At 63.5% G+C, this 25,906-nt stretch carries 24 protein-coding genes and 1 tRNA gene; 6 read left to right on the top strand and 19 right to left on the bottom strand.

Annotated elements, in window-relative coordinates:
* The first annotated feature begins 15 nt into the window (after nt 1-15).
* Together ILFOPFJJ_RS15310 and nagA are read left to right on the top strand one after the other, a co-directional pair.
* Complete coding sequence (locus ILFOPFJJ_RS15310) at nt 16-1,038, top strand: SIS domain-containing protein (RefSeq protein ID WP_173511536.1); 1,023 nt, start codon at nt 16-18, stop codon at nt 1,036-1,038.
* Entirely contained in the window at nt 1,035-2,195 is a 1,161-nt protein-coding gene (nagA, locus tag ILFOPFJJ_RS15305) for an N-acetylglucosamine-6-phosphate deacetylase (protein WP_173511358.1), read from the top strand. Before ILFOPFJJ_RS15310 ends, nagA begins: the two co-directional genes overlap by 4 nt.
* Here the strand turns inward: nagA and ILFOPFJJ_RS15300 are convergent.
* The 3 genes from ILFOPFJJ_RS15300 to ILFOPFJJ_RS15290 are packed head-to-tail and all read right to left on the bottom strand — an operon-like array spanning nt 2,192 to nt 5,198.
* On the bottom strand, nt 2,192-2,932 hold the full coding sequence (locus ILFOPFJJ_RS15300) for a copper homeostasis protein CutC (RefSeq protein WP_173511357.1): 741 nt from the start codon (nt 2,930-2,932) through the stop codon (nt 2,192-2,194). The genes nagA and ILFOPFJJ_RS15300 overlap by 4 nt on opposite strands.
* Entirely contained in the window at nt 2,929-3,840 is a 912-nt protein-coding gene (locus ILFOPFJJ_RS15295) for an ROK family protein (RefSeq protein WP_173511356.1), read from the bottom strand. The genes ILFOPFJJ_RS15300 and ILFOPFJJ_RS15295 overlap by 4 nt, the downstream gene beginning before the upstream one ends.
* Complete coding sequence (locus tag ILFOPFJJ_RS15290) at nt 3,837-5,198, bottom strand: amidase (RefSeq protein ID WP_173511355.1); 1,362 nt, start codon at nt 5,196-5,198, stop codon at nt 3,837-3,839. Before ILFOPFJJ_RS15290 ends, ILFOPFJJ_RS15295 begins: the two co-directional genes overlap by 4 nt.
* A 263-nt stretch (nt 5,199-5,461) precedes the next feature.
* On the opposite strand from ILFOPFJJ_RS15290, the gene ILFOPFJJ_RS15285 reads away from it, so the two are divergent.
* Both ILFOPFJJ_RS15285 and ILFOPFJJ_RS15280 read left to right on the top strand, forming a co-directional pair.
* Entirely contained in the window at nt 5,462-6,199 is a 738-nt protein-coding gene (locus tag ILFOPFJJ_RS15285; RefSeq protein ID WP_173511354.1) for a sulfate transporter family protein, read from the top strand.
* Between the two features lie 111 nt (nt 6,200-6,310).
* A complete protein-coding gene (locus ILFOPFJJ_RS15280) occupies nt 6,311-6,520 on the top strand; it encodes a SlyX family protein (protein WP_173511353.1) in 210 nt (69 codons plus the stop codon).
* A gap of 89 nt (nt 6,521-6,609) precedes the next feature.
* Here the strand turns inward: ILFOPFJJ_RS15280 and ILFOPFJJ_RS15275 are convergent, their stop codons facing one another.
* The 3 genes from ILFOPFJJ_RS15275 to ILFOPFJJ_RS15265 form a co-directional block, all read right to left on the bottom strand.
* Nucleotides 6,610-7,602 (bottom strand): BMP family lipoprotein, encoded by a 993-nt coding sequence (locus tag ILFOPFJJ_RS15275; RefSeq protein ID WP_173511352.1) that lies wholly within the window; start codon nt 7,600-7,602, stop codon nt 6,610-6,612.
* Between the two features lie 340 nt (nt 7,603-7,942).
* The gene (gene msrA / locus ILFOPFJJ_RS15270) at nt 7,943-8,596 is read right to left on the bottom strand and encodes a peptide-methionine (S)-S-oxide reductase MsrA (RefSeq protein ID WP_173511351.1); all 654 of its coding nucleotides are present in this window, start codon (nt 8,594-8,596) and stop codon (nt 7,943-7,945) included.
* Between the two features lie 150 nt (nt 8,597-8,746).
* A complete protein-coding gene (locus ILFOPFJJ_RS15265; protein ID WP_173511350.1) occupies nt 8,747-9,064 on the bottom strand; it encodes a hypothetical protein in 318 nt (105 codons plus the stop codon).
* A 287-nt stretch (nt 9,065-9,351) separates the two neighbouring features.
* Here ILFOPFJJ_RS15265 and ILFOPFJJ_RS15260 point away from each other — a divergent pair.
* A tRNA-Ser gene (locus tag ILFOPFJJ_RS15260) sits at nt 9,352-9,441 on the top strand.
* A gap of 189 nt (nt 9,442-9,630) precedes the next feature.
* Here the strand turns inward: ILFOPFJJ_RS15260 and ILFOPFJJ_RS15255 are convergent.
* The 6 genes from ILFOPFJJ_RS15255 to ILFOPFJJ_RS15230 all read right to left on the bottom strand — a co-directional run bounded on the left by ILFOPFJJ_RS15255 (nt 9,631) and on the right by ILFOPFJJ_RS15230 (nt 16,882).
* Complete coding sequence (locus tag ILFOPFJJ_RS15255) at nt 9,631-10,800, bottom strand: multidrug effflux MFS transporter (RefSeq protein WP_173511349.1); 1,170 nt, start codon at nt 10,798-10,800, stop codon at nt 9,631-9,633.
* Between the two features lie 78 nt (nt 10,801-10,878).
* Nucleotides 10,879-11,928 (bottom strand): ABC transporter substrate-binding protein, encoded by a 1,050-nt coding sequence (locus tag ILFOPFJJ_RS15250; RefSeq protein WP_173511348.1) that lies wholly within the window; start codon nt 11,926-11,928, stop codon nt 10,879-10,881.
* 61 nt (nt 11,929-11,989) lie between these two features.
* The gene (locus ILFOPFJJ_RS15245) at nt 11,990-13,162 is read right to left on the bottom strand and encodes an ABC transporter ATP-binding protein (RefSeq protein WP_173511347.1); all 1,173 of its coding nucleotides are present in this window, start codon (nt 13,160-13,162) and stop codon (nt 11,990-11,992) included.
* Nucleotides 13,159-14,886, bottom strand: coding sequence for an ABC transporter permease (locus ILFOPFJJ_RS15240; RefSeq protein WP_173511346.1), 1,728 nt, complete (start codon nt 14,884-14,886; stop codon nt 13,159-13,161). Before ILFOPFJJ_RS15240 ends, ILFOPFJJ_RS15245 begins: the two co-directional genes overlap by 4 nt.
* Nucleotides 14,887-14,900: 14 nt before the next feature.
* A complete protein-coding gene (locus ILFOPFJJ_RS15235; protein WP_173511345.1) occupies nt 14,901-16,001 on the bottom strand; it encodes an ABC transporter substrate-binding protein in 1,101 nt (366 codons plus the stop codon).
* A 116-nt stretch (nt 16,002-16,117) separates the two neighbouring features.
* Entirely contained in the window at nt 16,118-16,882 is a 765-nt protein-coding gene (locus tag ILFOPFJJ_RS15230) for an SDR family NAD(P)-dependent oxidoreductase (protein ID WP_173511344.1), read from the bottom strand.
* A gap of 105 nt (nt 16,883-16,987) precedes the next feature.
* Here ILFOPFJJ_RS15230 and ILFOPFJJ_RS15225 point away from each other — a divergent pair, with 105 nt between their 5' ends.
* Complete coding sequence (locus ILFOPFJJ_RS15225) at nt 16,988-17,758, top strand: HpcH/HpaI aldolase family protein (protein WP_173511343.1); 771 nt, start codon at nt 16,988-16,990, stop codon at nt 17,756-17,758.
* Between the two features lie 32 nt (nt 17,759-17,790).
* Here the strand turns inward: ILFOPFJJ_RS15225 and ILFOPFJJ_RS15220 are convergent, their stop codons facing one another.
* The 7 genes from ILFOPFJJ_RS15220 to ILFOPFJJ_RS15190 are packed head-to-tail and all read right to left on the bottom strand — an operon-like array spanning nt 17,791 to nt 25,820.
* Nucleotides 17,791-18,561 (bottom strand): enoyl-CoA hydratase/isomerase family protein, encoded by a 771-nt coding sequence (locus ILFOPFJJ_RS15220; protein WP_173511342.1) that lies wholly within the window; start codon nt 18,559-18,561, stop codon nt 17,791-17,793.
* A complete protein-coding gene (locus ILFOPFJJ_RS15215; RefSeq protein ID WP_210267424.1) occupies nt 18,558-19,034 on the bottom strand; it encodes a MaoC family dehydratase in 477 nt (158 codons plus the stop codon). Before ILFOPFJJ_RS15215 ends, ILFOPFJJ_RS15220 begins: the two co-directional genes overlap by 4 nt.
* A complete protein-coding gene (locus ILFOPFJJ_RS15210) occupies nt 19,027-20,622 on the bottom strand; it encodes an acyl CoA:acetate/3-ketoacid CoA transferase (RefSeq protein WP_173511341.1) in 1,596 nt (531 codons plus the stop codon). Before ILFOPFJJ_RS15210 ends, ILFOPFJJ_RS15215 begins: the two co-directional genes overlap by 8 nt.
* Complete coding sequence (locus ILFOPFJJ_RS15205) at nt 20,619-22,169, bottom strand: CoA-transferase (protein WP_173511340.1); 1,551 nt, start codon at nt 22,167-22,169, stop codon at nt 20,619-20,621. Before ILFOPFJJ_RS15205 ends, ILFOPFJJ_RS15210 begins: the two co-directional genes overlap by 4 nt.
* A gap of 11 nt (nt 22,170-22,180) precedes the next feature.
* Complete coding sequence (locus tag ILFOPFJJ_RS15200; protein ID WP_173511339.1) at nt 22,181-22,930, bottom strand: enoyl-CoA hydratase/isomerase family protein; 750 nt, start codon at nt 22,928-22,930, stop codon at nt 22,181-22,183.
* A complete protein-coding gene (locus ILFOPFJJ_RS15195) occupies nt 22,927-24,648 on the bottom strand; it encodes an FAD-binding protein (protein ID WP_173511338.1) in 1,722 nt (573 codons plus the stop codon). The genes ILFOPFJJ_RS15200 and ILFOPFJJ_RS15195 overlap by 4 nt, the downstream gene beginning before the upstream one ends.
* A complete protein-coding gene (locus tag ILFOPFJJ_RS15190; protein ID WP_173511337.1) occupies nt 24,648-25,820 on the bottom strand; it encodes an acyl-CoA dehydrogenase family protein in 1,173 nt (390 codons plus the stop codon). Before ILFOPFJJ_RS15190 ends, ILFOPFJJ_RS15195 begins: the two co-directional genes overlap by 1 nt.
* Nucleotides 25,821-25,906: the final 86 nt, after the last annotated feature.

Here is a 25,906-nt window from a genome sequence, read left to right as displayed (position 1 = left end):
GGAAAGGAATGGATGATGCAAACCAACATGCGGCGAGAAATCGACGAGATCCCGGAAGCGACCGCGCGGTTGCTGGACCGCTCTGCCAAGGCCTTGAGCGCGGCAGGCGCGGCGCTCAAGGCAAGGGATCCGGCATTCCTCGTGACAATCGCGCGCGGTTCGTCGGATCATGCGGCGCTGTTCCTGAAATATGCGATCGAGCTCACGGCCGGTCGCCCGGTCGCTTCGCTCGGGCCGTCGCTCGCTTCGATCTACGGCGCCAATCTGAAGCTCGGTGGTGCGGCTGCGATCGCGATCTCGCAGTCCGGCAAGAGCCCGGACATCGTGGCGATGGCGCAGTCGGCAACACGCGCCGGCGCGGTGTCGATCGCACTCACGAACACGGTGCCTTCGCCGATCGCCGAGGCCTGCACCCATCCGCTCGACATTCTTGCCGGTCCCGAACTCGCCGTCGCCGCGACAAAATCCTATGTTAACTCCATCGTCGCGGGCCTTGCCGTGCTTGGCGAATGGACCGGCGACGCGGCGCTCAAGCGCGCCGTTGCAGATTTGCCGAACCAGTTCGCCAAGGCTGTGAAGCTCGATTGGCAGGATTTCGCCGCCGATCTCGGCGAGGCCGAATCGCTTTATGTGCTGGGCCGTGGTCCGGCGCTAGCGATTGCGAGCGAAGCGGCGCTGAAATTCAAGGAAACGTCGGGCATGCATGCCGAGGCCTATTCCTCGGCAGAAGTCTTGCATGGTCCGGTTGCGCTTGTCGGCGCCAAATTTCCGGTGCTGGCGCTTGCCGCTCGTGATGCGGCCGAAGCCTCTGTGGTCGAGAGCGCCGACAGCATGAGTGCCAAGGGTGCGGTCGTGCATGTCACTTCGGCACGGGCTCAGAAGGCGAAACGGCTGCCCTTCGTCGAGACGGGGCATCCGATTACCGATGCGCTGGCGCTGATTCTGCCGTTCTATGGCTTCGTCGAAGCCTGGTCGCGCTCGCGCGGCCTTAATCCGGATGCGCCCGCAAGTCTCAAGAAGGTAACGGAGACACGATGACTGCGAAGAAGAAAATCACCGGAGCGCGGATCTTCGACGGCATCGACTGGCATGACGGCGCGGTTCTCGTCGTAGAGGCGGGCCGCGTGAAGGCGATCGTTCCGGCCGCCGCAGCGCCCGCCGATGCAGACATGGTCGACGCGCACGGCCTGTTGCTCGTTCCGGGATTCATCGACCTGCAGGTCAATGGCGGTGGCGGCGCGCTGTTCAACGAGCAGCCGACCCTCGATGGCATTCGGCAAATTTGCGCCGCGCATGCGAAATTCGGCACCACGGCGCTTCTGCCGACCCTGATCACGGACACGCGCGAAGTGCGAAGCGCCGCCATCAAGGCCGGACTAGAGGCAAGAAGGGCGAGCGTCGCCGGCTTTCTCGGCCTGCATCTTGAAGGCCCGCATCTTTCGATCGCCCGCAAGGGAGCCCATGACCCTTCGCTGATCCGCCCGATGGAGGATGCCGATCTGGCAGAGATGGCCGCCTGCGCACGCGCTTTGGGCTGTCTGATGGTGACGGTCGCTCCGGAAAACGCCACGCGGGAGCAGGTGCGCGCGCTTTGTGATGCCGGTGCCGTCGTCAGCCTCGGCCATACCGATGTCGGTTACGAAACCGCCTGCAGCTATGCCAGGGCGGGCGCGCGGACTGTCACGCACCTCTTCAACGCGATGAGCGGCCTCGGCCACCGCGAACCGGGCGTCGTCGGCGCGGCGCTCGCAACGGGCGCGCTGCATGCCGGCATGATCGCCGATGGCTTCCATGTCGATCCGGCGTCGATGGGCATCGCATTGCGGGGCAAGAAAGGACCGGGACAGATTTTCCTGGTGACGGACGCGATGTCGCCTATCGGTACCGACATGACCAGCTTCCATCTCAATGGTCGCGAAATCCTCCGCCAGGGCGGGCGCCTGACGCTCGCCGACGGAACGCTCGCCGGAGCCGACATCGACATGCTGTCCTCGGTCCGTTTCGTACACGAGAAACTCGCCCTGCCGATCGAGGAAGCGATCCGCATGGCATCCGCCTACCCGGCCGATGTCATGGGCATTGCCTCTCACAAGGGCCGGCTGCTGCCCGGGACGGACGCCGATTTCGTGCTGCTGACGCCGGAGCTTGCGATGAAGTCGGCCTGGATCGGCGGCGAACAGGCCTTTTCGGCTTAACCACCTGGCGTCCACACAGCGTCCAGTCGCGCCTTCATTGCCTTGATCGTCGCCGCATCCGTCCGGCGTCGGCCTCCGGAAACGAAGCCCATCGCCACCAGCCGCGGATCCTGAGCCGACTCACGAACGGAGCAGGACGAATGCACTTCCGTGACGGCAAGTCTGGAGAGCAGCACGTCGATCGTGTCGATGGTAACGCCGGAGCCAGGCATCACGGAAATCCTGCCTGCTGCCAACTCGATAAGCCGCACCAGTGTGTCGACGGCTTCCGGTGCTGTTTTCGCACCTCCGGAGGTCAGGATGCGCTCGAAGCCGAGATCGACCGCGATCTCGATTGCCTCGGCGAAATCGGGCACCAGATCGAAGGCCCGGTGCAGGGTCAGCCCCAATCCCGCCGCGTGGCCGGTAAGCTTGCCGAGCATTTGCCTATCGAGCCGCCCATCCGCGAGTGACCCGCCGAGGACGACGCCGGCAAGCCCGGTGGCGCGGACCGCATCGATGTCCCGGCGCATCGCATCGAGATCGGCAGGTCCATAGATGAAGTCACCGGCGCGTGGTCGGACCATCGCATAGACCGGCACCGGTGGCGGGCCGGCGAGCGCCATCAACCCCGGGCTTGGCGTCAAACCGCCAAGCGCAAGGGCAGAGCACAGCTCGATGCGATCGGCACCGCCCTCGACCGCCGCCATCAGGCCGTCCGCGTCGTCGACGCAAACCTCGAGCAGGATGCCGCTCATGCGCCTTTCCCTCCGAATCCGAGCAGGGCAGCGCCGATCAGGCCCGGCTCGAGCCGGCATTCCCCGCGCACGACCAGCGGCCGGTCGAAGCGCCGCAGGATGCGGCCGCGCACGGCGCGGTCGATTTCGGCAAGCAGGGCTTCGGAGTTGGAGAGGCCGCCGCCGACCGGGACGATCGTCGCACCGGTTATGTTGATGACGAGCGCCAGTGGCGAACTTATGAGATCGACGAAAATATCGATCGTCCGCGCCGCCTCTTCGTCGCCGTTCTGCCAGGCGTCGATGATCTCGTGGCTGGAGAGAGATTTTCCGTGCACTGTCGTATGCAGTCTCTCGAGCCCGCGCGCGCCGCCCACGGTGTCGACGCAGCCGCGCAGTCCGCAACCGCAGTCGAAGATCGGTATGGTGATGGGAGGGTGTCCCGCCTCCGACGCGACGGCGGGAGCATGCCCCCATTCCCCGGCAAAGCCGCCATCGGCGTTGATCAACTTCCCGTCGACCACCAGTCCGCCGCCGACCCCTGTGCCGAGGATCGCCCCGAAGACGATCCGGTGGCCGCGTCCCGCGCCGATACCGGCTTCCGCTAGCGCGAAGCAATCGGCGTCGTTGGCGACCACCACGGGCAGGTGCAAGGCGGCCTCGAGCTCGGCGGCAAGCTCCCGCCCGTCGATACAAGGAATATTGGCGCATTTGATCCGGCGCGTTTCCGGATCGATGACGCCTGTGATCGAGATCGCGACCCTTTCCGGCAGGCCGCCCGCTTCGTCGAGCACCGACTCGAGCGTTGCGACGAACCGACGAAAATCATCAAGCGGCGTGGTTCGCCGCGGCAGGGGAAATATCCGCTCCGGCGAATGGGTGATCGCGCCTTTGATCGCGGACCCGCCGATATCGAAGCAGATGATCATGCTTCACCCCGGATGATCGCCTCGGCGGCAAGGGCCGCGCCAAGCAGCCGATCGTCCTGGTGGTGGGGTGCGGAGAGCAGCAAGCCGACCGGCATACCGGCGGCACCCGTGCCGCAGGGAATGGAGACGCCGCAGAAGTCGAGGAAATTGCCGATCAGCGTGTTCCGCAAGGTCTTGGCATTGGTCTTGAAGAAGAGTTCGTCGTCGGAAAGAAGCGGTGCGATCGGCGGCGCGACATGCGGCAATGTCGGATGCGCGATCAGTTCGCCGGGCCCGAGGCTCTCCACCGTCTCATGAATCAATCGGTCACGTGCATCGAGAATGGCGATGTAGTCGCTGAGCGTAATCTTTTCGCCGAGCCGGGTGCGGGTCACGACGCGCGGATCGATGCGCGCCGCCTCGGGACCGGCCAGGCGTTCGCGGTGGAGCGCATAGGCTTCCGCCGTCACCAGCGCGCCATGGCGCGCCGCCAGATCGAACACGGCGGCAAAGCTCGGGAAGTGCGCGCGTCTCACTTTGACGCCCGCCGCCTCGAGCCGCCTGATCGCCGCCTCGAAGGCCGCGACCACTTCCGGCTCGGCGTCGTCGAACACGATCGTTTCGGGAATGACGATCGAGAGATCGGCGAGTTCGGCGCGGCGGATAACCGGTGCCGTCAGGCCGTGCATGGCGGCATCCGCCCACACTGCATCCTGTACCGTATGGCAGAGGGGGCCAAGCGAATCGAGGCTTTCGGCAAGCGGAAACACGCCCTTCGTCGCATAGCGGCCACGCGTCGCCTTGTAGCCGACGATACCGGTCATTGCCGCGGGGATGCGTACCGAACCGCCGGTATCGGTACCGATCGCAACCGGCACCAGGCCGGCCGCGACGGCCACGGCCGAGCCGGAGGACGAGCCGCCGGGAATCCGGTGGACATCCGGCGATGCCGGATTTCGTGGGGTTCCATAGTGCGGATTGATGCCGAGGCCGGAAAAGGCAAACTCGCTCATGTTCGTGCGGCCGACGCTGACCATGCCGGCGGCGGCGAGCGCGCCGACGACGGGCGCGTCGGCCGTCGCGGGCAGATCGTCCTTGAAGACGACCGAGCCCGCAGTCGTCACGCTGCCGGCAAGATCGAACAGATCCTTCCAGGCGACGGGCAGGCCGTCGAGCAGACCGAGCGAACGTCCCGCCTTGAGCCGGCTTGACGCGGCTTGCGCTTCCCTGAGCGCACGCTCGCGCGTCAGACCGACGAAGATCGACTGGTCCGGACAGGCTTCGATGCGATGAAACGTCTCTGCGGCGAGTTTGACGGGATCGAGCTTGCCGGACTGGACAAGAACGGCGAGGCTGGCGAGCGTTTTCTGATTGGTCATTTCGTCTCCATGGCTGGCCGCGACGTCTTGTCGGCGCGACGCCGCCCTGCATCGATTTTAGGCATAGCATATCGCCCTCCGTCCCGTTTGCCAGCGGTTGGGGGCAATGACCCAGGCGATTTTTGCCGGCAGCGAGGCGGCACGATGCGGCGCGGCTTGCAACGCAATCGCAGATCGGCGGCTGAAACTGCTGTCTGTCTTGTTGTTTCCAACGGATCTGCCTACATGCCGCTGAGCCACCTTGCTGTCGATGGAGAGCGGTCATGATTATGGATGCGGCGCGACTTGCCTTCGCAAACCTCTTTGCGGCGGAGACCCGCTCGGTCTTCTGGAAGGTGCTCGGCCTGACATTGCTCGCGCTCATCGCCCTTTGGTTCGCGCTCCGCGAACTGTTCGTCTGGCTCGCTCTGCCCTGGATCGACGCGCTGATGCCGGGCATGCCGGACTGGGCCGGCTGGCTCACATTCGTCGTAGGCATCTTCGCGAGCCTCGGCCTGGCCCTGGCGCTCGCCCTTCTGCTAGCGCCGGTCACCGCCCTCATTGCCGGTTTCTTCCTCGATGACGTCGCCGAGGTGATCGAGACGCGTGACTATCCCGATGGCGCGCCCGGCAAGCCGCTGCCGCTCGTGGAGGCGATGACCGGATCGGCGAAATTCCTCGGCGTCGTGGTCATCGGCAACATCATCGCCCTCCTGCTGCTGCTGGTGCCGGGCGTCAATCTCATCGCCTTCTTCCTCGTCAACGGCTATCTGCTCGGGCGGGAGTTTTTCGAGTTCGCCGCCATGCGCTACCGCCCGCCCGCGGAGGCGCGGCTTTTTCGCACCAAACACCGCTCGACCGTGTTTCTCGCGGGGCTCGTGCTGGCGGCCTTCCTGGCGGTGCCGCTGCTGAACCTGCTGACACCGCTCTTCGCCGCCGGCGTGATGGTGCATCTCCACAAGATGCTTTCGGCACGTGACCCAGGCTTCTCGGTGGCTCACAAAGCGGCGGCCGGCGCGTGAGGCCATTGCTTGACAGGGCCAGTGACTTGGACAATCTGCGCCGAAATCCCGCGCAGGCTTTCCGCTCGCATCGGGCGCCGACAAGTTGAAACGAATGCGATGGAGGACGGCATGAGTGACAAAGAAAGCCGGATCGTACGTCTGGAAGAAATGCTGGCGCACCAGGCGAAGACCATCGAGGAGCTTTCGGACCAATTGGCCGAACAGTGGAAGGTGGTCGAACAGACCAGGGCGAAGCTCGACCGATTGACGGAGCGCTTCCTGAGCCTCGAGGAGCAGGCGCGTGATGCGGTTCCGGTGACCCGCCCGCCGCATTACTGACGGAAGCCGCTTCATGCCGCTCCGCCGGAAACGAAAAGGCCGCCTGCTTCGCTTGAAGCAGGCGGCCTTTTGATGTCAGGTCACCGCAATCAGTAGGGGCAGGATTCGGTGCTCATGTAGTCGTGCACCTGGACCTTGCCGGCAATGATGTCGGCCTTCACCTTTTCGACCGCATCGTGCATTTCGGGCGTGATGAGGGCCTTGTTGTTGTCGTCCAGCGCGTAGCCGACGCCATCTTCCTTGAGGCCGAGGTTGGAAATACCGAACTCGAACTTGTCGTCCTTCGCCGCCATGAAGGCGTCGTAGACGGCGACATCGACGCGCTTCAGCATCGAGGTCAGCACTTTGCCCGGCTGCAGCATGTTCTGGTTGGAATCGACGCCGATGCCGAGCTTGCCGGCATCCGCTGCCGCCTGCAACACGCCGACGCCGGTGCCGCCGGCGGCGTGATAGACGACATCCGCGCCCTGGTCGATCTGCGACTTGGCGATTTCACCGCCCTTGACGGGATCGTTCCACGCGTCCGGCGTCGTGCCGGTATAGGCCTCGAGCACCTTGACGTCCGCGCCGACCGACTTGGCACCGCCGACATAGCCGCAGGCGAACTTGTGGATCAGCGGGATATCCATGCCGCCGACGAAGCTGACGGTCTTCGACTTGGAGGCGAGACCGGCGAGCACGCCGACGAGATAGGAGCCTTCCTGCTCCTTGAACACGATCGATTTGACGTTCGGCTTTTCGACCACCATGTCGATGATCGCGAATTTCGTGTCCGGGTATTCCACGGCAATCTTCTCGAGCGATGCCGCCCAGTTGAATCCGGCCATCACGATCGGGCTGTTGCCGTCGCTGGCAAAGCGGCGCAGCGCCTGTTCGCGCTGAGCGTCGTTGGCGATTTCAAACTCGCGGTATTCGATGCCTGATTCGGCCTTGAACTTTTCGGCGCCGTTAAAAGCCGCTTCGTTGAAGGATTTGTCGAACTTGCCGCCGAGATCGTAGATGATCGCCGGCTTGATGTCGGCGGCCAGTGCCGTCGCGGACATCATGGAGAAAGCAAAGAGACCGAGAATGGTTTTTTTCATCGTGCAGCCCTATTGTCGCTATTGATCTTATCGGGTCTGCCGGCAGCCCCCACGAGCCTGTCCGCGCGACCCGCCCCTCTCTTGTTAAGGCTTGGGTGGGCGCATCCTTGCACGGCTTCCGCAAAAAAACACTCAAAATTTTTCGGATGGTAAAAAAGATGCCGACGCCCGGCGAGGGGCCGCCGGGCGCCGGACTCAAGGAGCAAATCGGTGCGCCGTGCCTGCAGCGCCGCGCGTCTTATCAGACGCGAAAAGCACGCTGTGGCACTTTGAATTGCTGCATGGTTTTATTCTCGCTCGGCCACGATCCAAGGAAACATGCAATAGCGCGAAAACAGACCTAGCGGCCGATCGGGCAGCTGACGCCGGTGCCGCGAAGGCCGCAATAGCCATCGGGGTTCTTGGCCAGATATTGCTGGTGATAGTCCTCGGCAAAGTAGAGCGGTCCGGCCATGCCGATTTCGGTGGTGATCTGGCCACCATGATTGAAAGCCGTCAGCGCCTTCTGGAAGGCGTCGCGGGCAGCCTCCGCCTCGCGAAGCTGCTCCTCGTCATAGACATAGATCGCCGAGCGATATGTCGTGCCGATGTCGTTGCCCTGCCGCATGCCCTGGGTCGGGTCGTGTTCCTCGAAGAAGGTCTTGAGCAGCATTGCGAAGGAAGCCTTGGCCGGGTCGTAGACGACAAGCACGACCTCCGCATGCCCGGTGAGCCCGGTCGTCGTCTCCTGATAGGTCGGGTTCGGCGTCAGCCCGCCGGAATAGCCGGCGGCGGTGACATAGATGCCGGGGATGTTCCAGAGCAGCCGCTCGGCGCCCCAGAAGCAGCCCATGCCGAAAAGCACCCTCTTCATGCCTTCGGGGTAGGGGCCCTTCAGCGGACGTCCGGAGACGAAATGCGTCTCCGCCGTCGGGATTTCCTCCTCGCGTCCGCGGAGCGCCGTCTGCGCATCGGGCAGGATCGTCTTCTTCTTGAACATGTCGATCAGAAACATCTCCGGTTCCTTTCGTGCGCGCGGAACGCGTCGATGACGGGCTGCTGCATGTTTCCTTAAACCGAAGCCGATTTAAGGAAACATGCAGCAATTCAAAGTGCCACAGCGTCCATTGCGCTTCTGATAAGATGCACGGCGCTGTAGTCGAAATCAGGCGGCAAATCGGCCCGCGGCGGGGCGTTTCTTGTAGCCTGCCATCCAGAGGAGCAGGGCGAGTACCAGGAGCACCGCGAAGGCGGGTCGGGCGAGCAGCCATTGCAGCCCCGCCAACCATATGGCCGGCCCGGCATCCGTGCGCTGCAGTGCGTGCACCCAGTTGAGCGCATCCGGGCCGAGGACGGACATGGCATCAGCGAGCGAGGTCATAGCCGGCGCCGAAGCCGCAACCGACTGGATCGCGTCGACGGTCCCGACGAGCACCGCCACCGTAAGCACGAGAAAGCTTGCAAGCCTCAGCAGCAACCGCATCTTCGTCCTTTCGGCCGCCGTGGCCCGCTACGCTCCAGATACGCGCCCGACACGCGTTTTTCCGATCAATTACGCTTATGCGCCACAGATAAGCGCCGCAAGTTGCGAGCGCAATGGTTGGCTTCGCCGACGCCATTTCGCAAGATGTCAATAAACTGTCAGAAACCAGTTGATCCCGCGCAGATCATCGGTATATATCGCGCCCGTCCGCCGGTTCGTCCGGCGCACGTCGGTGGAGCTTCGCTCTTCCCCCATCCAGCCGGGCTGACCATCGGCTGTTTAAGGATGGACAGGTGGCCGAGTGGTTGAAGGCGCACGCCTGGAACGCGTGTATACGTGAAAGCGTATCGAGGGTTCGAATCCCTCTCTGTCCGCCATAAGCTTTTCCCAAGCACCCTGACCAATGCCCACGTTTCTACCACTTACCGCCGAAACCCGGCGAAAAGCGGGTACGAATGCGGGTATCAAAAATGGAAAATGCGGGTATCAGCGGGGCGCCAGAGTGCTTACGGACGCAAAGGTAAGAACGCCAAAGGCGGAAACTGCGTACAAGCTCACCGAGGCGATCACACCCGGAGAAGGTAACCAAGGCGGCAGGCCGCGGCGGCGAAGGCCATCGCGGGAAGGATGGTGTAGAAGGCCGCCGACGGAGCCGCGAGGAGAAGTGCAACCAGTAGAGATCCGACGAGGCCGCCGCCGATCTGCATGAAGCCAGTCATGGCCGATGCGGCGCCGGCTGCGTGGGGAAATTCTGCAAGCGCGAGCGTGGTTGCGCCCGGGATGATGAAGGCGGCGCCGAAGGCCCATAGCCCGACAGGCAGCATCACTGTCCACAGTGTCGTGTGGAGGAGACCGCTGCCGGCGAGCGCGATGCTCGCCGCAGCCACGATCCCGATGCCGGCCGTTAGCAGATCCTCGCCTCGGATCTGCCTGAGGAGCCGCGCAGCGATCGCGCTGCCGATGACATAGGCGCCGGTCTGCAAGATCATTGCCATGCCGAACTGCGTCGGCGTCAGCTTGACGGTCTCGACGAGGACGAACGGAAGCACGACCGCAAGAGTATAGATGCCCCCGACCGAAAGGCCCAGAACGAGGCTACCGTGCAAGAAGTGGCGGTTCATGAGGATCGCGCGATAGGTCCGCATCACCACTGCCGGTCTCACCATGTCGGAACTGCGCATGAGGTTCGTCTCCCGGCATAGGAGGACGATGACAGCGAGCGCGAAGACCGAGTAGCCTGCCATCATGATGAAGAGCGCGTGCCAGCCGAACGCCGAGAGGATCGCTCCGCCCAAGGTCGGCGCCACAGCCGGGCCGACGGCGAATATGAGGCCGATCAGGCTCATGATGCGCATCGATATCTGCCCGTGGTATTGGTCGCGCACGATCGCTCGTGAGATCGAGACTCCAGCGGCCGCCCCGATGCCCTGAAGCAGCCGCGCGGCCGTGAGGAGCTCCACTGTGAACGCCGCTAGCGCGACGACGCATCCGATCAGGTAGACGACCAAGAAACCGATCGCCGTTCGCCGCCGGCCGAAGGCGTCGGAGAGCGAGCCGCAGGCGAGAATGGCGGCAGCATAACCCGCAAGATAGATGGTCAGCGTGAACTGGACGGCCGCCACGGAAGTCGAGAATTCGTCAACCAGGAGCGGCATGGCCGGCGTGTAGATCGACATGCTTATGGAGCCGAGAGCGACAATGACAGCGCCGATGAAGGCCGTTCGGAATTCGCTCATGATCGGCTGCATTGCGGTCTCGCACAGGATTGGAGGAACCGGCCGCCGATGGTGAAGGGCGGCGGCCGGCGGGTATTGTCAACGCAGTCCGCTCATGGTGCTCCACATGCGGACGAATTCCTTCCGCCGGGAGAGCAGCTCGGGGGATTCTTTCAGGAACATCAGCTTGAGCTCGGCGATGGGCGCGCCGCCGGGCGGCGGATCGACATCGGTGCGAGGCGAATGCAGGAAAATATTCTCCGCCTGGACTTTCTGCCCCAGCGGCGAGAGGAACCAATCGAGGAAGAGGCGGGCCGCTTCGGGGTGAGGAGCCTCCTTCGTCACGCCCCAGATTTCAGGGCCGGCCGGCAAGCCGTCGCTGGGCGCGACGAATTCCATCGGCGCGCCTTTCTTGTGATAGAGCAGATAGCCGGAATATTGCGCTGTCACGGCCAGCTTGTCGTCGCCGTTGACGATACGGTCATACTGCTGGACGTAGGAATCGAAGGCCTTCGGCTTGAGTTCGGAGAATTTCTTCCAGAAGGCGTCGCCGCCGTTTGCCCGCCCGACGAGCTCCCATGTCAGGAACTGGAGGCCGGAATTGCTCGATTTCACGCTGACGGCGCCGTCCCAGCGAGGATTGTCGATCTCGGCCCAGGTTTTTGGCGCCTCTTCGGCCTTGAGGAAGGCCGGATTGTAGGCAAAGCCCGCCATGATCACTGCGCCCCAGGTCCACAGGCCCTCCGGCTGGCTCTTGTATTCCGCGCCATAGTGCGACAGCTGCGGGGAGGCATAGGGCGCGAAACCGTTCTTGTTCTGGAAGTCGTGGACGAGCGTCTGGTCGGACATATGCAGCACGTCGGCCAGATAACTGCCTGCCTGGCGCTCGGCCATCAGGCGGGCGTAGAGGGCGCCGGTCTGGAGCCGGACGTAACTCGTCTTGATGTTCGGGAAGAGCTTGTTGAACTCCTCCAGGATCTTGACCGTCCCCGGCTCGGGCGCGGGCGAATAGAGGACGAGCGCACCTTCCGCTTCGGCCCTGGCCACGTCCGCGCAGGTCGTGAAGCCTTTTATTTCCACCGGATTGGAGCAGGTGGTGGCGCGCGCATCCTCCTGCGCAAAGGACGGTGAAACGACCATCGTCGCCATCACCATTAATCCTGCTGTCAGGCATTTTCTCATAGGGTTCCTCCTCCCTTGCTGCGGCTGTTCAGCTTGTGGACGCTTCGAGCAGAACACAGTGTTCCGCATCGAAGGCGATCGTGACCGTTTCGCCTTCCTCGATCAGTTCCGCCGGCGGCCGGCGCACGACCAGCTGCCCGGCCGGCCAGTCGATGAGGTACTGGACAAAATCGCCGTGGAACATGCGACGCGCCACGCGGCCCTCGATGCGGTTCGCGTGGCTGGTCGCCGTCGCGCCGAGGCCGATATAGGCCGTGCGGATCGCCACCTGCGCCTCGTCTCCCTTGACCGGCCGCGGCGACAGCGCCTTGAGCGAAAGCCCGGATTCCGTCCGAAACGTGATGTGGTCGGCGCCTGAAGCTGCCTTGTCCACGCGGCCGTTGATGAGATTGGCGGAGCCGACGAAGTCCGCGACGAAGCTGTTGCGCGGGCGGTCGTAGATGTCCTGCGGACCGCCGATCTGCTCGATCCGCCCCTCGTTCATGATCACGACCCGATCGGAGATGGCGAAGGCCTCTTCCTGATCGTGCGTCACATAGACCGAGCTGATGCCGAGGGTGCGTTGCAGGTCCTTGAGCTCCACCCGCATCTCGCCGCGCAGCTTGGCGTCGAGGTTTGAGAGGGGCTCGTCGAACAGCACTACGGCGGGTTCGAAGGCGATGGCGCGGGCAAGGGCGACGCGCTGCTGCTGTCCGCCGGAGAGCTGCGACGCCGGGCGGTCCGCGTAGCGGCGCATCTGCACGAGGTCGAGCGATTTCTCGACGGCCACGCGAATGGCATCCGCCGATATCTTTCTTACGCGCAACCCATAGGCGACGTTCTCGAAGACGGTCATGTGCGGCCAGATCGCATAGGACTGGAACACCATCGACACGCCGCGCTGTTCCGTGGGCACGTTGACGCGCCGGCTGGAGGAATACACAGGGTGTCCGTCGATCAGGATCTCGCCGCTGAACGGATGTTCGAGGCCGGCGATCGAGCGCAGGGTCGTCGTCTTGCCGCAGCCCGACGGGCCGAGGAGCGTGAGATGTTCGCCCTTAGGGATGTCGAAGCTCACGCCGTGGACGGCGGTATAGGCGCCGTATTTGATGACGAGATCGGAGACCACGATATGAGGTGGCTTGGCGGGCTCTGGCGACGCGTCGACGGGCGCAGCGGCGGTCATTTCCGTGACGGTCTCGATGCGTTCTGCCTGTTTCATGATTCATTTCCCTGTTTTGACAGACGCGCGGTCACCCAAAACATGAGCATGACAGCGATGAAGATGGTGAGGGTCTGGATCACCGCCATCGCGGCCGTCAGTTCCGTTCCGGCGCTTGACCAGGAGCTGACGATGGCCGGTGCGATGACCTTGGAATTTGGTCCCATGAGATAAATCGAGACACCGAGTTCCCGGACGCTGGCGATGAAGAGCAGCAGCCAGGCGGCCAGGATACCGGGCTTGAGGAGCGGGAGCGTGATCGTGCGCAACTGATGCGTCCATGACGCGCCGCAGACGCGGGCGCATTCCTCCAAGCTCTTGTCAACTTGCAGCACGACACCCGCAAGCGTCCGCACGCCGAGCGGCAGAAGCACCGTGAAGTAGCCGATGCCGAGCAGCCAGAGTGTGCCGTAGAGCGAGACCGGCATGTTGAGCCAGGCCCAGAGGATCGCAAGGCCGAAGACCATGCGCGGCACTGCCTGCGGGAACATCACGACATATTCGATGACGCCGGCCCCGGGCATGCGGGAGCGATAGATGATCCAGACGAGCAGCACCATCACGAAGACGCCGACGGTGGCCGTGCCAAAGCCGAGGATAAGGCTGTTGACGATGGCGTCGCGCACGGAGGCGAGACTGAAGGCCGTGATATAGTTCTGCGCGGTGAACTGCGCCTGGTGCAAAAGCACGGTGGCAAAGCGTTCGAAGGACGTGATGAGCAGCGCGCCGAGCGGCATCACGACCGCCACGACAACATAGAGCCAGCAGAAGCCTGCCAGAACCCATGTCCATCGCCCCATCTGCATGCGGCGCGGCCGGAACGCCTTTCCGGAAATGGTGGAATAGGCATCCTTCCTGACGAGCCAGCGGTAGAGGGCCAATGTCGCGAACATGATGACGAAGAGCGAGATGCCGAGGGCCGAGGCCCGGCCGTAATCCGGCGGATAGGAAAGGGTCAGCTCCCAGATCGCCGTTGTGATGACATAGAAGTGGCCGGGAATTCCGAGAACCAGAGCGGCGGCAAAGGAGCCGAGCATCTCGGCGAAGACGAAGATCGCCGCGCCGAGTACGCCGGGCGCGACCAGCGGCAAGGTGACCGTGATCATGGTCCGCAGCTTGCTCGCGCCCATGACGCGTGCGCCTTCCTCGAGAGCCGGATCCATGGACTTCATCGCCGCGGAGATCATGACGAAGGCGACGCTGCCTTCGAAGAGCGCCATGACCCAGGCGACACCCATGGGGGTATAGACGTCGATAAGGCGGTTCGAGCCGCCGAAATAGGCCCATGCCTGGTTGAGGAAGCCGCTCTGCGGCGCGGCCAGGATACTCCAGGAAAGCGCCCCGACGAGGGGCGTGACATAGAACGGCACCTCCATCAGCCGCTCCAGCACGGCGCGCCCGGGGATTTCCGTCCGCGTCAGGATCCAGGCGAGGATGAAGCCGATCGTGACGGCGATGCCGGTCGAGAAGAGCGCCACCTTCAGCGTGTTGCCGATGATGCGCCAGTCGAACAGCATATCGACGTAGTTTCCGAACCCGATACGCTCGGGCGGGAAGACCTGCGGATCGCCAATGTTCAGCGATTCCGCGAAAAGGAAGAACAGAGGGTAGAGCACGAGGGCGCCGCAGATGATGAGGATCACCGCCGTGATGATCCCTTGCGACGTCAGGCCCAGGCCGCGCCGGTCGAACCCGGCGTCGGCGTCAACAGATTGCAAAGCCAATGATCTTCCCCCGCTTACTGGAGCCCGGACATCGAGCGCATCTGGCGAAGGAAGTCCGGCCTAGTCGCCGCATAGGCCAGCCAGTCGGCCGGGAAGAGCAGCTTCATCTTGCTCAGCGGCAGGGCGCCTTCAGGCGGCGCCACGTCCTCGCGCGGCGAATGGAAGTACCAGTGCGCGACGGACGCCTTCTGCCCTTCCGTTGATAGATACCAGTCGAGGAAAAGGCGCGCGGCGTTGGCGTGCGGCGCTTCCTTGACGATACCGACGACCTCGGGGCCTGAGGGAAGGCCGGAGGAGGGGGCGACGAAGGCGATCGGGGCGCCCTTCGCCCGGTATTCGAGATAGGCCGCGTATTGCGCGGTCATGGCCACCTTGTCTTCACCGTTTACCAGACGGTCGAACTGCTGGACCATGGAATCGAAGGCACGCGGCTCCAACTCGGCAAACTTTTCCCAGTAGTCAGGGGCCACATGCTCCCGAATCTGATACCAGGTCACGTGCTGCATGCCGGAATTGGCCGACTTCATGCTGACGGCGCCCTTCCACTTGGGGTCGAGAAGGTCGTTCCAGTCCTTCGGTGCTTCGTCATCCGGAGTTATTTTCGGATTGTAGGCGAGGCCGGCCGGCATCAGTACGGCCCAGGTCCAATAGCCTTCGGGATTGCTCTTGTACTCGGCCTTGTAGGCCGTCATTTCCGGCGAGACGTAGCGGGCGTAGCCGCCGCGTTTCTGGAAATCCATGACGAGGCCGACGTCGCCGATCTGGAAGATGTCGGCGAGATAGCTCTGGCCCTGCCGCTCGGCGAGCAGACGGGCATAGAGCGCACCGGCCTGAAGGCGGACGTAACTGGTCTTGATCTTGGGATAGAGCTTCTCGAAATCCTGGAGAACCTTGACCGTACCGCTCTCGATGTCGGTTGCGTAGAAGACAAGTTCGCCCTCGGCTTCAGCCTTGGCGATGTCGGCGCAGGTCTTGAAGCCCTTGGCCTGGGTCGGATTGGGACACACTGTGTCGACGTCAGGAATGGCGTCCTGGGCCGCTGCCGAAAACTGAACCGATGTCGCAAGGAACAGGGCTGTGATGCCGGTTTTTATGAGATCGCATGTCTTCATCATTTCTCCTCCCGATGAAAGCCTGCTTTTCTGACTCTCCTAACTGATATCAGATATCTGTGATCACAGTAGTGGATATGGCTCGACCTGACAAGGGGGGCGGCGGAGGGACCCTGGGCTCAGGCGAGGGCGGAATACCCCCCGTCGACTAGCAACTGCGTGCCGGTCACGAAATTGGAAGCGCTTGAGGACAGAAACACGACGGGGCCTTTGAAGTCATCCGGCGAGCCCCAGCGTTTAGCCGGCGTCCTGTGCATCACGTTGTCGTTTAGCCCATCGACCTGCTCTCTGGCCGAGACGGTAAGGTCGGTATCGATCCATCCCGGCAGGATGGCGTTGACCTGGATATTGTCGGCTGCCCAAGCAGTGGCGAGCGCCTTCGTCAGCTGCACGAGGCCGCCCTTGCTGGCGGAATAGGCGACCGTGAAGGGCGCGGCGAGATACGACATGATCGAGCCGATATTGACGATCTTCCCGGCGCCCGCCCGGCGCATATAGGGATACGCGGCATGCGCCATGAGGAAGGCGCTCGTCAGGTTGGTATCGAGGACTTTGTGCCATTCGGCGAGCGAATAGTCCTCGGGCCGCTTGCGGATCGCGATCCCGGCATTGTTGACCAGGATGTCCACGGAGCCGAACCGCGCCGCGACTGCGTCGACAGTCTCGCGGACGGATTGCTCGACGGCGACGTCGGCAGAAAAGAAGGCAGCATCGATGCCGCGGTTGCCCAGCTCGGCGGCGGCTTTTGCGCCCTTGGTCTCATCGCGCGCGACAAGGGCAACCGATGCACCCGCTTCGCCGAGGGCTGCCGCCATGGCGAGACCGATGCCGCCATTGCCTCCCGTCACGATTGCTGTTTTCCCCGACAAGTTGAACATCATCATCGTCTCATCCTCCCTGGCGCCGGCGCATTTGCTGGACAGCGCGTCATCTTCATCTTATATGTGATCACAGATCACGGTTTTGGCAAGCTTATTTGGGAGGATTTTATGAAGCCTTGTCTTAGAACGCGCATTCGCAACGGAGAGACTCTGCTGGGGGCCTTTGTGATGATTCCGTCGCCCGCCGTTGTCGAGATGCTGGGCTACGCGGGTTTCGACTTTGCCATCATCGACAGCGAGCACGGAGCGTCAAGCGTCGAATCTGTAGAAAACCAGATCCGCGCCGCGGAGGCGGCCGGAATTTCCGTGATTGTCAGGACGGTCGGCATGACGGCGGGTGAGGTGCTTCGCATTCTCGATGCGGGCGCGGAAGGCGTCGTGGTTCCGCACGTCAAGTGCGAAGCTGATGCGCGGGCGCTCGTGGCTGCCGCACACTACGCCCCGCGCGGCATTCGCGGCATGGCGACGACGGCGAGGGCGGGGCGGCATGGCATGACGAGCGTCGCCGAACACATCGCCAATGCCGCAGAACGAACTTTGGTTATCCCGCAGATCGAGGATGCCGAAGCCCTGCCGAATGTCCGAGCCATTGCCGCGCTCGACGGCATCGACGCCCTCTTCATCGGCCCGGCGGACCTTTCGATGTCGCTGGGACACCCCGGCAATCCTGCCCATCCGGAAGTCGTGAAGGCGATCGACGGTGTAGTCTCCGACATCACCAGCGTCGGCCGCAGGCCGATGATCTTCACCAAGAGCGCCGAAGAGGTTTCGGCGATGCGCAGGCGCGGCATAGACATCGCTGTCTACTCGACGACCTCCATCATCTCCGTCGCGATCCGCCGCACGATCGAGGAGGTTCGTGCACTGCCGGCCGCATAAGAGAAAGGCCGGGCTTGGCCCGGCCTTCATGCTCAACCGGCTTTCTTGCCGAAACCGCCCGCCCTTTCCCGATAGACGGGATCGTCGTGGCAGGCCTCGGAGGCCAGCATGTGATAGACGCCGATCATGCCGGCGCTTGCCGGCGGGGTCGGGTCGAGGGCGACCTTCGAAAGGAACAGCGCCTTGCCGCTGCGGGTGGCAAGGTCCTGGGCAAAGCGTTTCGTCTCCCCCAGGAACGACTCCAGCGGATAGACGTGGTTTGCCAGACCGGTCCGGTAGGCTTCCTGGGCATCGACCCGGCGCCCTGTCAACGCCCATTCCTTGGCGATGCCGAGGCCGACTATCAAGGGAAGCCGCTGCAGACCGCCCGATCCCGGAATGGTCCCGATGTTGATTTCCGGCAGAGAGAAAAGCACGTTCTCCGCCACGAAACGCATGTCACAGGCAAGCGCGAGCTCGAAGCCACCGCCCGCCACATGACCATGCAGGGCCGCAATTACGGGCTTCGTGCAGGCCGCAACGCGGTTCTTGGTCGTGAAGTCGAGCTGGAGGTAACGCTGGGCCTCCACGCCCTGAAATTTCGACACTTCACGCAAGTCCGAACCCGAACAGAATGCCCGTCCGGCCCCTGTCAGGATCGCGACCTTGATATCTTCGGCGTGGTCGACCCAGTCCATTGACGCCTGGACCTCCCGGTGCATGTCCGGATTGCAGGCATTGAGGACCTCCGGCCGATTCAGCGTGATGGTCGCGACGGCGCCTTCAGTCTCGACCGTCAGGTAGCGAAAATCCGGGGCGCTCATTTCGGACGCCTCCGGATGAGCGTGATATGCTCGCCGCTCTGTACGACCTCACCGCGCTGGTTGACCAGTTCGACGAACTCCGTGATGAGCCCCATGTTCGGTTTGCTCTTGCTCTCCCGCTTGTGGACCACTTTCCAGCGGACACGGACGGTATCGCCGATCTTTATCGGCCCCTTGAAGGCGTACTTGTCCCAGCCGACGGATGCGACGCCCGTGCCCTGCGTGTAGTTCGTCCGCCACATCAGGCCTTGCGCCACGGCGAGGCCGAACAGGCCGTGCGCGATGCGTGTGCCGAATTCCGTCTTCTTGCAGAATTCCTCGTCCGTGTGGACCTGACTATAGTCGCCGGTGAGGCCCGCGAAATTGTTGAGATCGGATTCCCCGATCGTGCGGCCGGGCGAAAGGCGCTCCTCGCCAACGACAAAGTCCTCGAACCAGCAGCCCAGTACGACCTGTTCTGGTGCTTCAATCATTCTCGACCTCCCAGTGAGTTTTCAAGCCGAACGGCCCGTCGGTTAGTAGTTCCTGCGGTGTTTCGCGAAGGGATGGCGAAACCTTCAATTCGAAGCCCATCTGCTGGCGTATGTCCCGGTCGAGATCGATACCCGGCATGATTTCGGTGAGCACCGGGCCGTCGGCCTCCAGCCGGAACGAGCAGCGGTCGGTGATGTAGTGAACCTCCTGTCCGCGCTCGAACGCCATCCGCGCGTTGAAGGTCACTTCCTCGACCGCCTTCACGAACTTGCGGAACTTGCCTTCCTGCGTGATGGTCATGCGGCCATCGGCGATCTCGCTGCGCAGCTTGCCGCTGGTCAGCGAGCCACAGAATATGATGCGTTTCGTCTTCGAGGTGATGTTGATGAAGCCGCCGGGTCCGTTAAGTTCCGGGCCGAACCGGCTGACGTTGAGGTTGCCGGTGCCGTCCACTTCGCCGATCCCGAGGAAGGTGATGTCAAGGCCGCCGCCATCGTAGTAGTTGAACTGGAAGACGGAATCCATGATCGCGTCCGCATTGAGCGCGGGAACGAAGGACCCGCCGATCGCGGTCGCCATCAGGCCGCCAAAGATGCCGTGCTCGTTGGTGAAGGTCACGGTGTCGAGCACGCCCTCTTCCAGGGCGACGATCGGCAGGCGGGTCGCGACGCCGGCACCGAGATTGATGACGTCGCCCTCCCTCAGGTGCATGGCGGCACGCCGGAGCATGATCTTCTCGGCCGAGAGCGGCAGAGGCTGAATGCCCGACAGCGGATGTTTGAGTGCGCCGGCAAGGAAGGGGTTCCAACCCTGGGCGGGATCGCTCATGCCGGGTGAGACCTGGGTCTGGGTCGGATGGACCACGACGGCATCCACGAGCGTTCCCGGGATCCGAACCAAACGGGGATCGAGGCTGTTGGCGCGGGCAACGCGCTTGACCTGAACGATTACCTTGCCGCCAGAGGCCTTGCACGCCATGGCCATTTCGACGGCACCGAGCGTGTTCGGCTCCTCCTCGAAGCTGATATAACCGTTCTCGTCCGCCGTCGTGCCGCGGATGAGCGCGACGTCGATCTTCTGGCTCGGATAGAAGAGGTACTCCTCGCCTTCGAGCTCGATCAGTTTGACCGGCGGCTGAGTCGACTGCGCATTCATCGCGCCGCCACCATGACGAGGATCGATGAATGTTCCGAGCCCGACCTTGGTGATAACGCCCGGCTTACCCGAGCCGATCGCGGTCAGCAGCTGGATCATGATACCCATGCCGGCGATGTAGCCCTGGACGGAGCCGTCGCGCATCAGTTCGAGGAACCGTGGATGCCGCGCCTTGGCGAAGGAGGCGCCGAAAACCTTCCTGAGCATGCCTGGATGAGCGAAGCAGTTGAACCCTCCGTCGCCGGGACGGTCGCCGGGAAGCATGGGACTGAAGAGATAAAGGTGCTTCGGATGGCCTTGCTCGAGAAAACGCTGCTCCAGTGTCGAAAGCAGAAGGTCTGGTTCAAGGACGGGACCGGTACCGGCGACAGCGACGGTCGCGCCGTCCTCGATCAGCGCTATGGCGTCCTGTGCGGATAGAAGCTTCTTCATCGGGCATGCTCGCGGTAGAGGTTGCCTGCGAGCCAGCGCTCGCGTAGGCCCATGCATTCTTCGCTGAAACAGATGTCGGGTATCGTCCGGAGGTTTTCCGCGACAGCGATTTCGGTGCCGAGGTGGGCGAGGATATCGCGCTCGACATCAAGGCCCGGGGCGATCTCGACGAGGGTCAGTCCGCGATCCGTCAGCCGGAACACGGCTTTCTCGCTGACATAGAGAATATTCTGACCGCGCTTTGCCGCTTCGGCGGCGTTGAACGTCATGTCCTGGACGTCGACGACGACCTTGCGTGCCGCCTTGTCGCCGAGGACCATGCAGAACACGATGTTCTCGATGCCCTGCGTCATTTCGACGAAACCGCCGGCGCCGGGGATTCGTTCGCCGAAGCGGCTGACATTGACGTTGCCCTTGGCATCGACCTCGCCGACACCAAGAAAGGCGCGATTGATACCGCCGCCGGCAAAGAAACGAAGCTGGTCAGGCGCCTCGAGGATCGCGACCGGATTGTGGGCGACCGGGAAGGTCTTGCCACCTGCGGCATAGCCGTTGATTCCGCCGAAGACGCCATGTTCGATCGTGAAGGTGACGAGATCGAACACGTCCTCCTCGATCGCGACCGCCGGGAGGAAGCCGGCGATGCCGAAGCCGATAGCAAGGAGATCTCCGTTCTGCGCTTCGAGAAAGGCCCGCCGCATGACGACCTTCCCGGCATCCATCGGGCGGCGCTCGATGGCAGAAAGCGGCAGCGTTTCCTCGCCTGTCAATGTCGGGTCATAGAAGCAGTGCGTAATTTGGCGCTGGCCCTCGCTTACCACGACCGCATCGACCAGCACGCCGGGTACGCGCACGTCGTGCGGGCGCAAAGAGCCGGGCGACGCGATCCGCTTGACTTGCGCGATCACCTTGCCGCCGTTTGCGCGCGCGGCCTGCGCCAACAGCAACCCGCCGATCAGGGCTGGCTCTTCCTCGAATGTCAGGTTGCCGTCGGCATCGGCCGATGTCGCGCGGATAAGGGCGACATCGACGGCCGGTGCCTTGTAGTAGAGAAGTCGCTCGCCCTCTATCTCGATTGCCTGGACGAGCTTTTCCCGCGAGATCGCGTTGAGCGCTCCGCCGCCGCGGTCCGGGTCCTGAAACGTGCCGAGGCCGACGCGGCTGACGACGCCCGGCCTTTTCGCGGCCGCCGCTTCGAGCATGGCGTAGATGACGCCGATCGAGAAATTGTAGGCCTCCATCTCGTCGGCATTGATGCGGCGGATCAATTCCGGTACCCCGACGGGCCAGAAGGAGCCGCCGATCATGCGGCGGACGAGGCCTTTTGCGCCGAAAAGACTAGTGCCGCGCCCCTCGATCTCGCCCGTCCGTATCGCATGAATTTCGACGAGGTCGCGCGGCTCTCCGGTTCGCTTGAATCGTTCCACCAGCGCTTCGATCAACGCGTCGGGTTCCTGGACGCCGCCGGCGCCCCCGACCGCCAATGTCATGCCGGACTTGATGAGCGCGACGGCGTCCTCTACGGGCATGATCTTGCTTTTGGTCACTTTATCTCCCATCACCCGTGCTCCCGGTCGAAGGCCTGCGTGCGTGCGCGATAGTCGGCGTCCGCCTGCCGTGTCGCACTGATGAGCCCATGGAAGGCCGCCGCCGCATGGGGCTCGTTCTTCAGCAACATCGCGGCCTTCATATACGCGATCGCTTCGCGCGGACGGGACAGGAATGGGGAGAGCCAGGCGTCGACATCGGCCTGGCTGTCGGCAACGGCGTTGACCAGGCCGATCGTGTGCGCCTCGGACGCCGAGAAACGCCGCCCTCCGACCATCATCTCGATGGCACGTGCCGGGCCGATTAGCGTTTGCAGTCGCTGTGCGGCGCCCGAACCGGGCACGCTGCCATAGGTCATCTCGGGAAAGCCGATCGCCGTATCCGCTGCCGCGACCCGAAGGTCGCAGGCAAGCGCGAGCTCCGCCCCGCCGCCAAGCGTATAGCCGTTCAATCGGGCAATCGTGAGCACACTCGACCGCGCGATCCGCTCGCCAATGCGCCAGCTAAGTTCAATGAAGCGGCGCAGTTTGGCGCCTGAAAGGCCGCGCATGAATTTCAGGTCTGCGCCGGCCGAGAAGGCGCGGCAGCCGCCGCCGTCGATGACGGCGACGCTCACCGCGTCGTTCTCCTCGACTGCGTCGAACGCGCGGGCGAGCCCGATATAGCTCTCCTCGTTCAGGGCGTTCAGCACCTCTGGCCGGCAGAGCCAGATGCGGGCGCAACTGCCGTCGATGGTCCAACGCACGGGCGTGCCGCTCATGATCGGAAGGCGCCGAACTCGGCCTGCGGCGCACCCTTGTCGTTCAAGCGGATGATGATCGGCCGGGCCATGCCCGGATCGGCTTGCGGCGCATCTTCCCGGTAATGGCTGCCGCGTGTCTCCTTGCGCAGGCTGGCGGCCGCGCACATGGCCCGGCCGACGTCGACGAGATTGCGCGCCTCGTAGAAATCGACCAGGTCCTTGCGGGATTTGATCGCAAAGTCACCGGAGGTCATGGCGTCGGCGAGCATTCCGAGCTTGCGTTGCGCCTGCTCCAGACCTTCCGCATTGCGGACGACCAGCGCATGATCGCTCATCGTCTGCTTGATCTCCGTATGCGCTTCCTTGATCGAACGTTTGCCGCTGCGTGACTGTTGGGCCGCCACGTCTTCGAGGAGGCCATTGGCCTCGGCGCTAGCGATACGGCCGCGGGCCTTGGCGACCTCGGCGGCGTGCTTTCCTACGCGCTTGCCGAAAACCAGGCAGTTCAGCAGCATGTTGCCGCCCGGCCGGTCTGCCCCATAGGGGCCGGCGGCGTTCTCGCCTGCCGACAGAAGACCCGGCACAGCGGTCTGGCCATGCTCGTCGATGACGATGCCACCATTGATCGCGTGGCCGAAAAGGCCGACACGAAGCGGCTGTTCGTCGACGTCGATGTTCTTCTTGAGGAGCCAGTCCTTCGACACGTTCCAGAGCTGAACGAAGCCCTTCTGCGGAATCTTGTCCGGCTTGGTGCCGCGCAGGTCGAGGTAGAAGCCGTCATGCTCGTCGGCGCGACCCTGGCGCATAGCGTTCTTCGTCGCGATCTCCAGCCAGCGTGAGGCGTCGGAGGAGCTGAAGGGATAGTGATCGACCTTCTTGAGCATCGCCGCTTCGATGTCGGCCGATGGGGGCACCGTGTCTTCGACCACCGGCTTGCCGTTCTTGTCGACGAAGGAGGGCAGGCCTGCCCAGAACCAGGTGTAAAGCATGTTCAAGGCCGGCTTCACCGTGCCGAAGCCGGCCTGCATGAACTCCATATTGGCGAGCGGCGCCCCGGCGCGATAGCCCAGTGCATAGCCATCGCCGGTAATGTCCGGTGGCATGAGGCTGTGCTTGAAGAGCTGGCCCGCGCCGCCGGTCGTGAGCACCGTTGCCCCGGCGCGGATTTCAAGGAAGGTTCCGTCCTTGGTGACGGCGATCACGCCTTCGACGCCGCGCGGACCATGAATGAGGCTCAATACGGCGGTCTGCTCCAGCGCCTTCACGCCGAGTTTCGCGTTCTCGCGCTTCAGGGCGACGGTGATCGGTTTGCCGTGATGGTAAATCTTGCGGTTTCGCGGCCGCGAGGCGAAATCGCCCTGCGCGACGAGCGGCTTGCCGCTCTCGGGATCGCGGATGAAGTCGATGTTCCACCGGTCGAGGTCGGCGACCGCGTCGACGGCTTCGCTGACGAGGATGCGGACGAGCTTCGGATCCGCGCAGCCCTGCGCGGCGGTCATGATGTCGTTGTAGTGGACATCCTCGTTGTCTTCCGGGTCGCCCGACCCGTCCGGGACGGCGAAGCCCGCCGATGAGGCCAGGCCGACGGCGGTGGCGCCGGAAACGGCAATGCGGCCCTTTGTCATCACCAGCGTGTCCGCGCCGCAGAGCGCAGCTTCGTGCGCCACCCGCAGGCCGGCGCCGCCAGCGCCGACGACACAGACATCGACTTCGATCACTTCCCTGTCGATCGCCATCACGACAGCCCCCCGGGGGCAAGGCCGATGCCGAGACCGGTCTTCTGAACGCGGCTTGCGATCATTCCGCGCTGGATGTCCGAGGTGCCGTCGAGAATGCGGTAGGAGCGGGCGTCACGGAACAGGCGCTCAACGCCAAACTCCTGCGAAACGCCCATCGCGCCATGGATCTGGATGGCCGCATCCGCTGCGCGGCCTGCGGCCTCGCTGCAGAACAGCTTGGCATAGGCCGCCTCCTGCGCAGCATCGCGGCCTTCGTCGAAGAGCTCGGCCGCTTGGTAGAGCAGGAGCCGGGCCGTATAGAGGTCCGCGGACATATCGGCGATCTTGTGCTTGATCGCCTGGAACTCGCCGATCTTCTTGCCGAACTGCACGCGGTTTTCGGCATGGGCGAGGCTCAGTTCAAGAGATCGTCCGATGATGCCGACGGCGCGCGCGGCCGCCCAGAGCCGGGCGCGACCGAGGATGAACTTCAGGGAATCGAAGCCGAAGCCGATTTCACCGAGCACCTCGTCATCTGCGGCCTCGACCTCATCGAAGTTGACCTCCGCGCTGCCCGAGCCGCGGCCGCCGAGCTGCCATTCCGGCTTGCCGACATTGATGCCTTTGCGCTTGTCGAGGATGAATATCGTGATGCCGCCCTTGGCACCCTTGGACGGGTCGGTCACGGCCGACACGAAGAAGACGTCGGCCTTGACGGCGCGGCTGATCCAGAGCTTGGTCCCGCTGATCCTCCACTTTCCGTTTTCCCGCACTGCCTTCGTCTTGATGCCGGCGGCATCCGAGCCCGCACCTGCCTCGCTGAGGCAGAAGGCGGCGAACCGCTCTCCGGCGGCAAGGCCCGGGAGATATTTCTGTCGCTGATCCTGGCGGCCGACGAGGTTGATGGCGGCCGCCGGAGCGCTTGGCGCGACGAAGAAGGTCACGCCGCCCGGGCCGTAGCTCATGGTCTCCACGGCGACGGAGGAGACGAGCTCGCTCGTGCCCAATCCGCCAAACTCCTCCGGAATCGAAAAGCCGAACAGGCCGAGCTCACGCGCCTTCTCAAAGACGATCTCCGGGATCTCGTTCATCCGGTCGATATGCTGTGCGTGGGGCTCGACTACATCATCGATGAATCCACGGACGGTGTCGCGAATCTGCACGACCTCATCGGGCAAACGTATAGGCACGCTATTCCTCCCAAAACTGCGATCTGTGATCACACATATGCCGCAGCCGCGTTGTTATGGCAAGTTAATTTTTTCCGACGCCCAGG

It is taken from the genome of Sinorhizobium psoraleae (assembly GCF_013283645.1).
Classification (GTDB): Bacteria; Pseudomonadota; Alphaproteobacteria; order Rhizobiales; family Rhizobiaceae; genus Sinorhizobium; species Sinorhizobium psoraleae.
Note: the sequence above shows the minus strand (reverse complement) of the source record. Positions and strands in the feature narration are given on the sequence as shown.

What these genes read in the sequence shown, in the direction of transcription:
- ILFOPFJJ_RS15210 (WP_173511341.1), bottom strand. Translation starts at nt 20,622, where the DNA reads ATGAAGAAGCTTCTATCCGCACAGGACGCCATAGCGCTGATCGAGGAC.
- ILFOPFJJ_RS15275 (WP_173511352.1), bottom strand. Translation starts at nt 7,602, where the DNA reads ATGAAAAAAACCATTCTCGGTCTCTTTGCTTTCTCCATGATGTCCGCG.
- ILFOPFJJ_RS15255 (WP_173511349.1), bottom strand. Translation starts at nt 10,800, where the DNA reads ATGAGCGAATTCCGAACGGCCTTCATCGGCGCTGTCATTGTCGCTCTC.
- ILFOPFJJ_RS15220 (WP_173511342.1), bottom strand. Translation starts at nt 18,561, where the DNA reads ATGAGCGCCCCGGATTTTCGCTACCTGACGGTCGAGACTGAAGGCGCC.
- ILFOPFJJ_RS15300 (WP_173511357.1), bottom strand. Translation starts at nt 2,932, where the DNA reads ATGAGCGGCATCCTGCTCGAGGTTTGCGTCGACGACGCGGACGGCCTG.
- ILFOPFJJ_RS15200 (WP_173511339.1), bottom strand. Translation starts at nt 22,930, where the DNA reads ATGAGCGGCACGCCCGTGCGTTGGACCATCGACGGCAGTTGCGCCCGC.
- ILFOPFJJ_RS15235 (WP_173511345.1), bottom strand. Translation starts at nt 16,001, where the DNA reads ATGATGAAGACATGCGATCTCATAAAAACCGGCATCACAGCCCTGTTC.
- ILFOPFJJ_RS15310 (WP_173511536.1), top strand. Translation starts at nt 16, where the DNA reads ATGCAAACCAACATGCGGCGAGAAATCGACGAGATCCCGGAAGCGACC.
- ILFOPFJJ_RS15215 (WP_210267424.1), bottom strand. Translation starts at nt 19,034, where the DNA reads ATGATTGAAGCACCAGAACAGGTCGTACTGGGCTGCTGGTTCGAGGAC.
- ILFOPFJJ_RS15265 (WP_173511350.1), bottom strand. Translation starts at nt 9,064, where the DNA reads ATGCGGTTGCTGCTGAGGCTTGCAAGCTTTCTCGTGCTTACGGTGGCG.
- ILFOPFJJ_RS15225 (WP_173511343.1), top strand. Translation starts at nt 16,988, where the DNA reads ATGAAGCCTTGTCTTAGAACGCGCATTCGCAACGGAGAGACTCTGCTG.
- ILFOPFJJ_RS15245 (WP_173511347.1), bottom strand. Translation starts at nt 13,162, where the DNA reads ATGAAACAGGCAGAACGCATCGAGACCGTCACGGAAATGACCGCCGCT.
- nagA (WP_173511358.1), top strand. Translation starts at nt 1,035, where the DNA reads ATGACTGCGAAGAAGAAAATCACCGGAGCGCGGATCTTCGACGGCATC.
- ILFOPFJJ_RS15195 (WP_173511338.1), bottom strand. Translation starts at nt 24,648, where the DNA reads ATGGCGATCGACAGGGAAGTGATCGAAGTCGATGTCTGTGTCGTCGGC.
- ILFOPFJJ_RS15290 (WP_173511355.1), bottom strand. Translation starts at nt 5,198, where the DNA reads ATGACCAATCAGAAAACGCTCGCCAGCCTCGCCGTTCTTGTCCAGTCC.
- ILFOPFJJ_RS15285 (WP_173511354.1), top strand. Translation starts at nt 5,462, where the DNA reads ATGATTATGGATGCGGCGCGACTTGCCTTCGCAAACCTCTTTGCGGCG.
- msrA (WP_173511351.1), bottom strand. Translation starts at nt 8,596, where the DNA reads ATGTTTCTGATCGACATGTTCAAGAAGAAGACGATCCTGCCCGATGCG.
- ILFOPFJJ_RS15295 (WP_173511356.1), bottom strand. Translation starts at nt 3,840, where the DNA reads ATGATCATCTGCTTCGATATCGGCGGGTCCGCGATCAAAGGCGCGATC.
- ILFOPFJJ_RS15280 (WP_173511353.1), top strand. Translation starts at nt 6,311, where the DNA reads ATGAGTGACAAAGAAAGCCGGATCGTACGTCTGGAAGAAATGCTGGCG.
- ILFOPFJJ_RS15230 (WP_173511344.1), bottom strand. Translation starts at nt 16,882, where the DNA reads ATGATGATGTTCAACTTGTCGGGGAAAACAGCAATCGTGACGGGAGGC.
- ILFOPFJJ_RS15250 (WP_173511348.1), bottom strand. Translation starts at nt 11,928, where the DNA reads ATGGCGACGATGGTCGTTTCACCGTCCTTTGCGCAGGAGGATGCGCGC.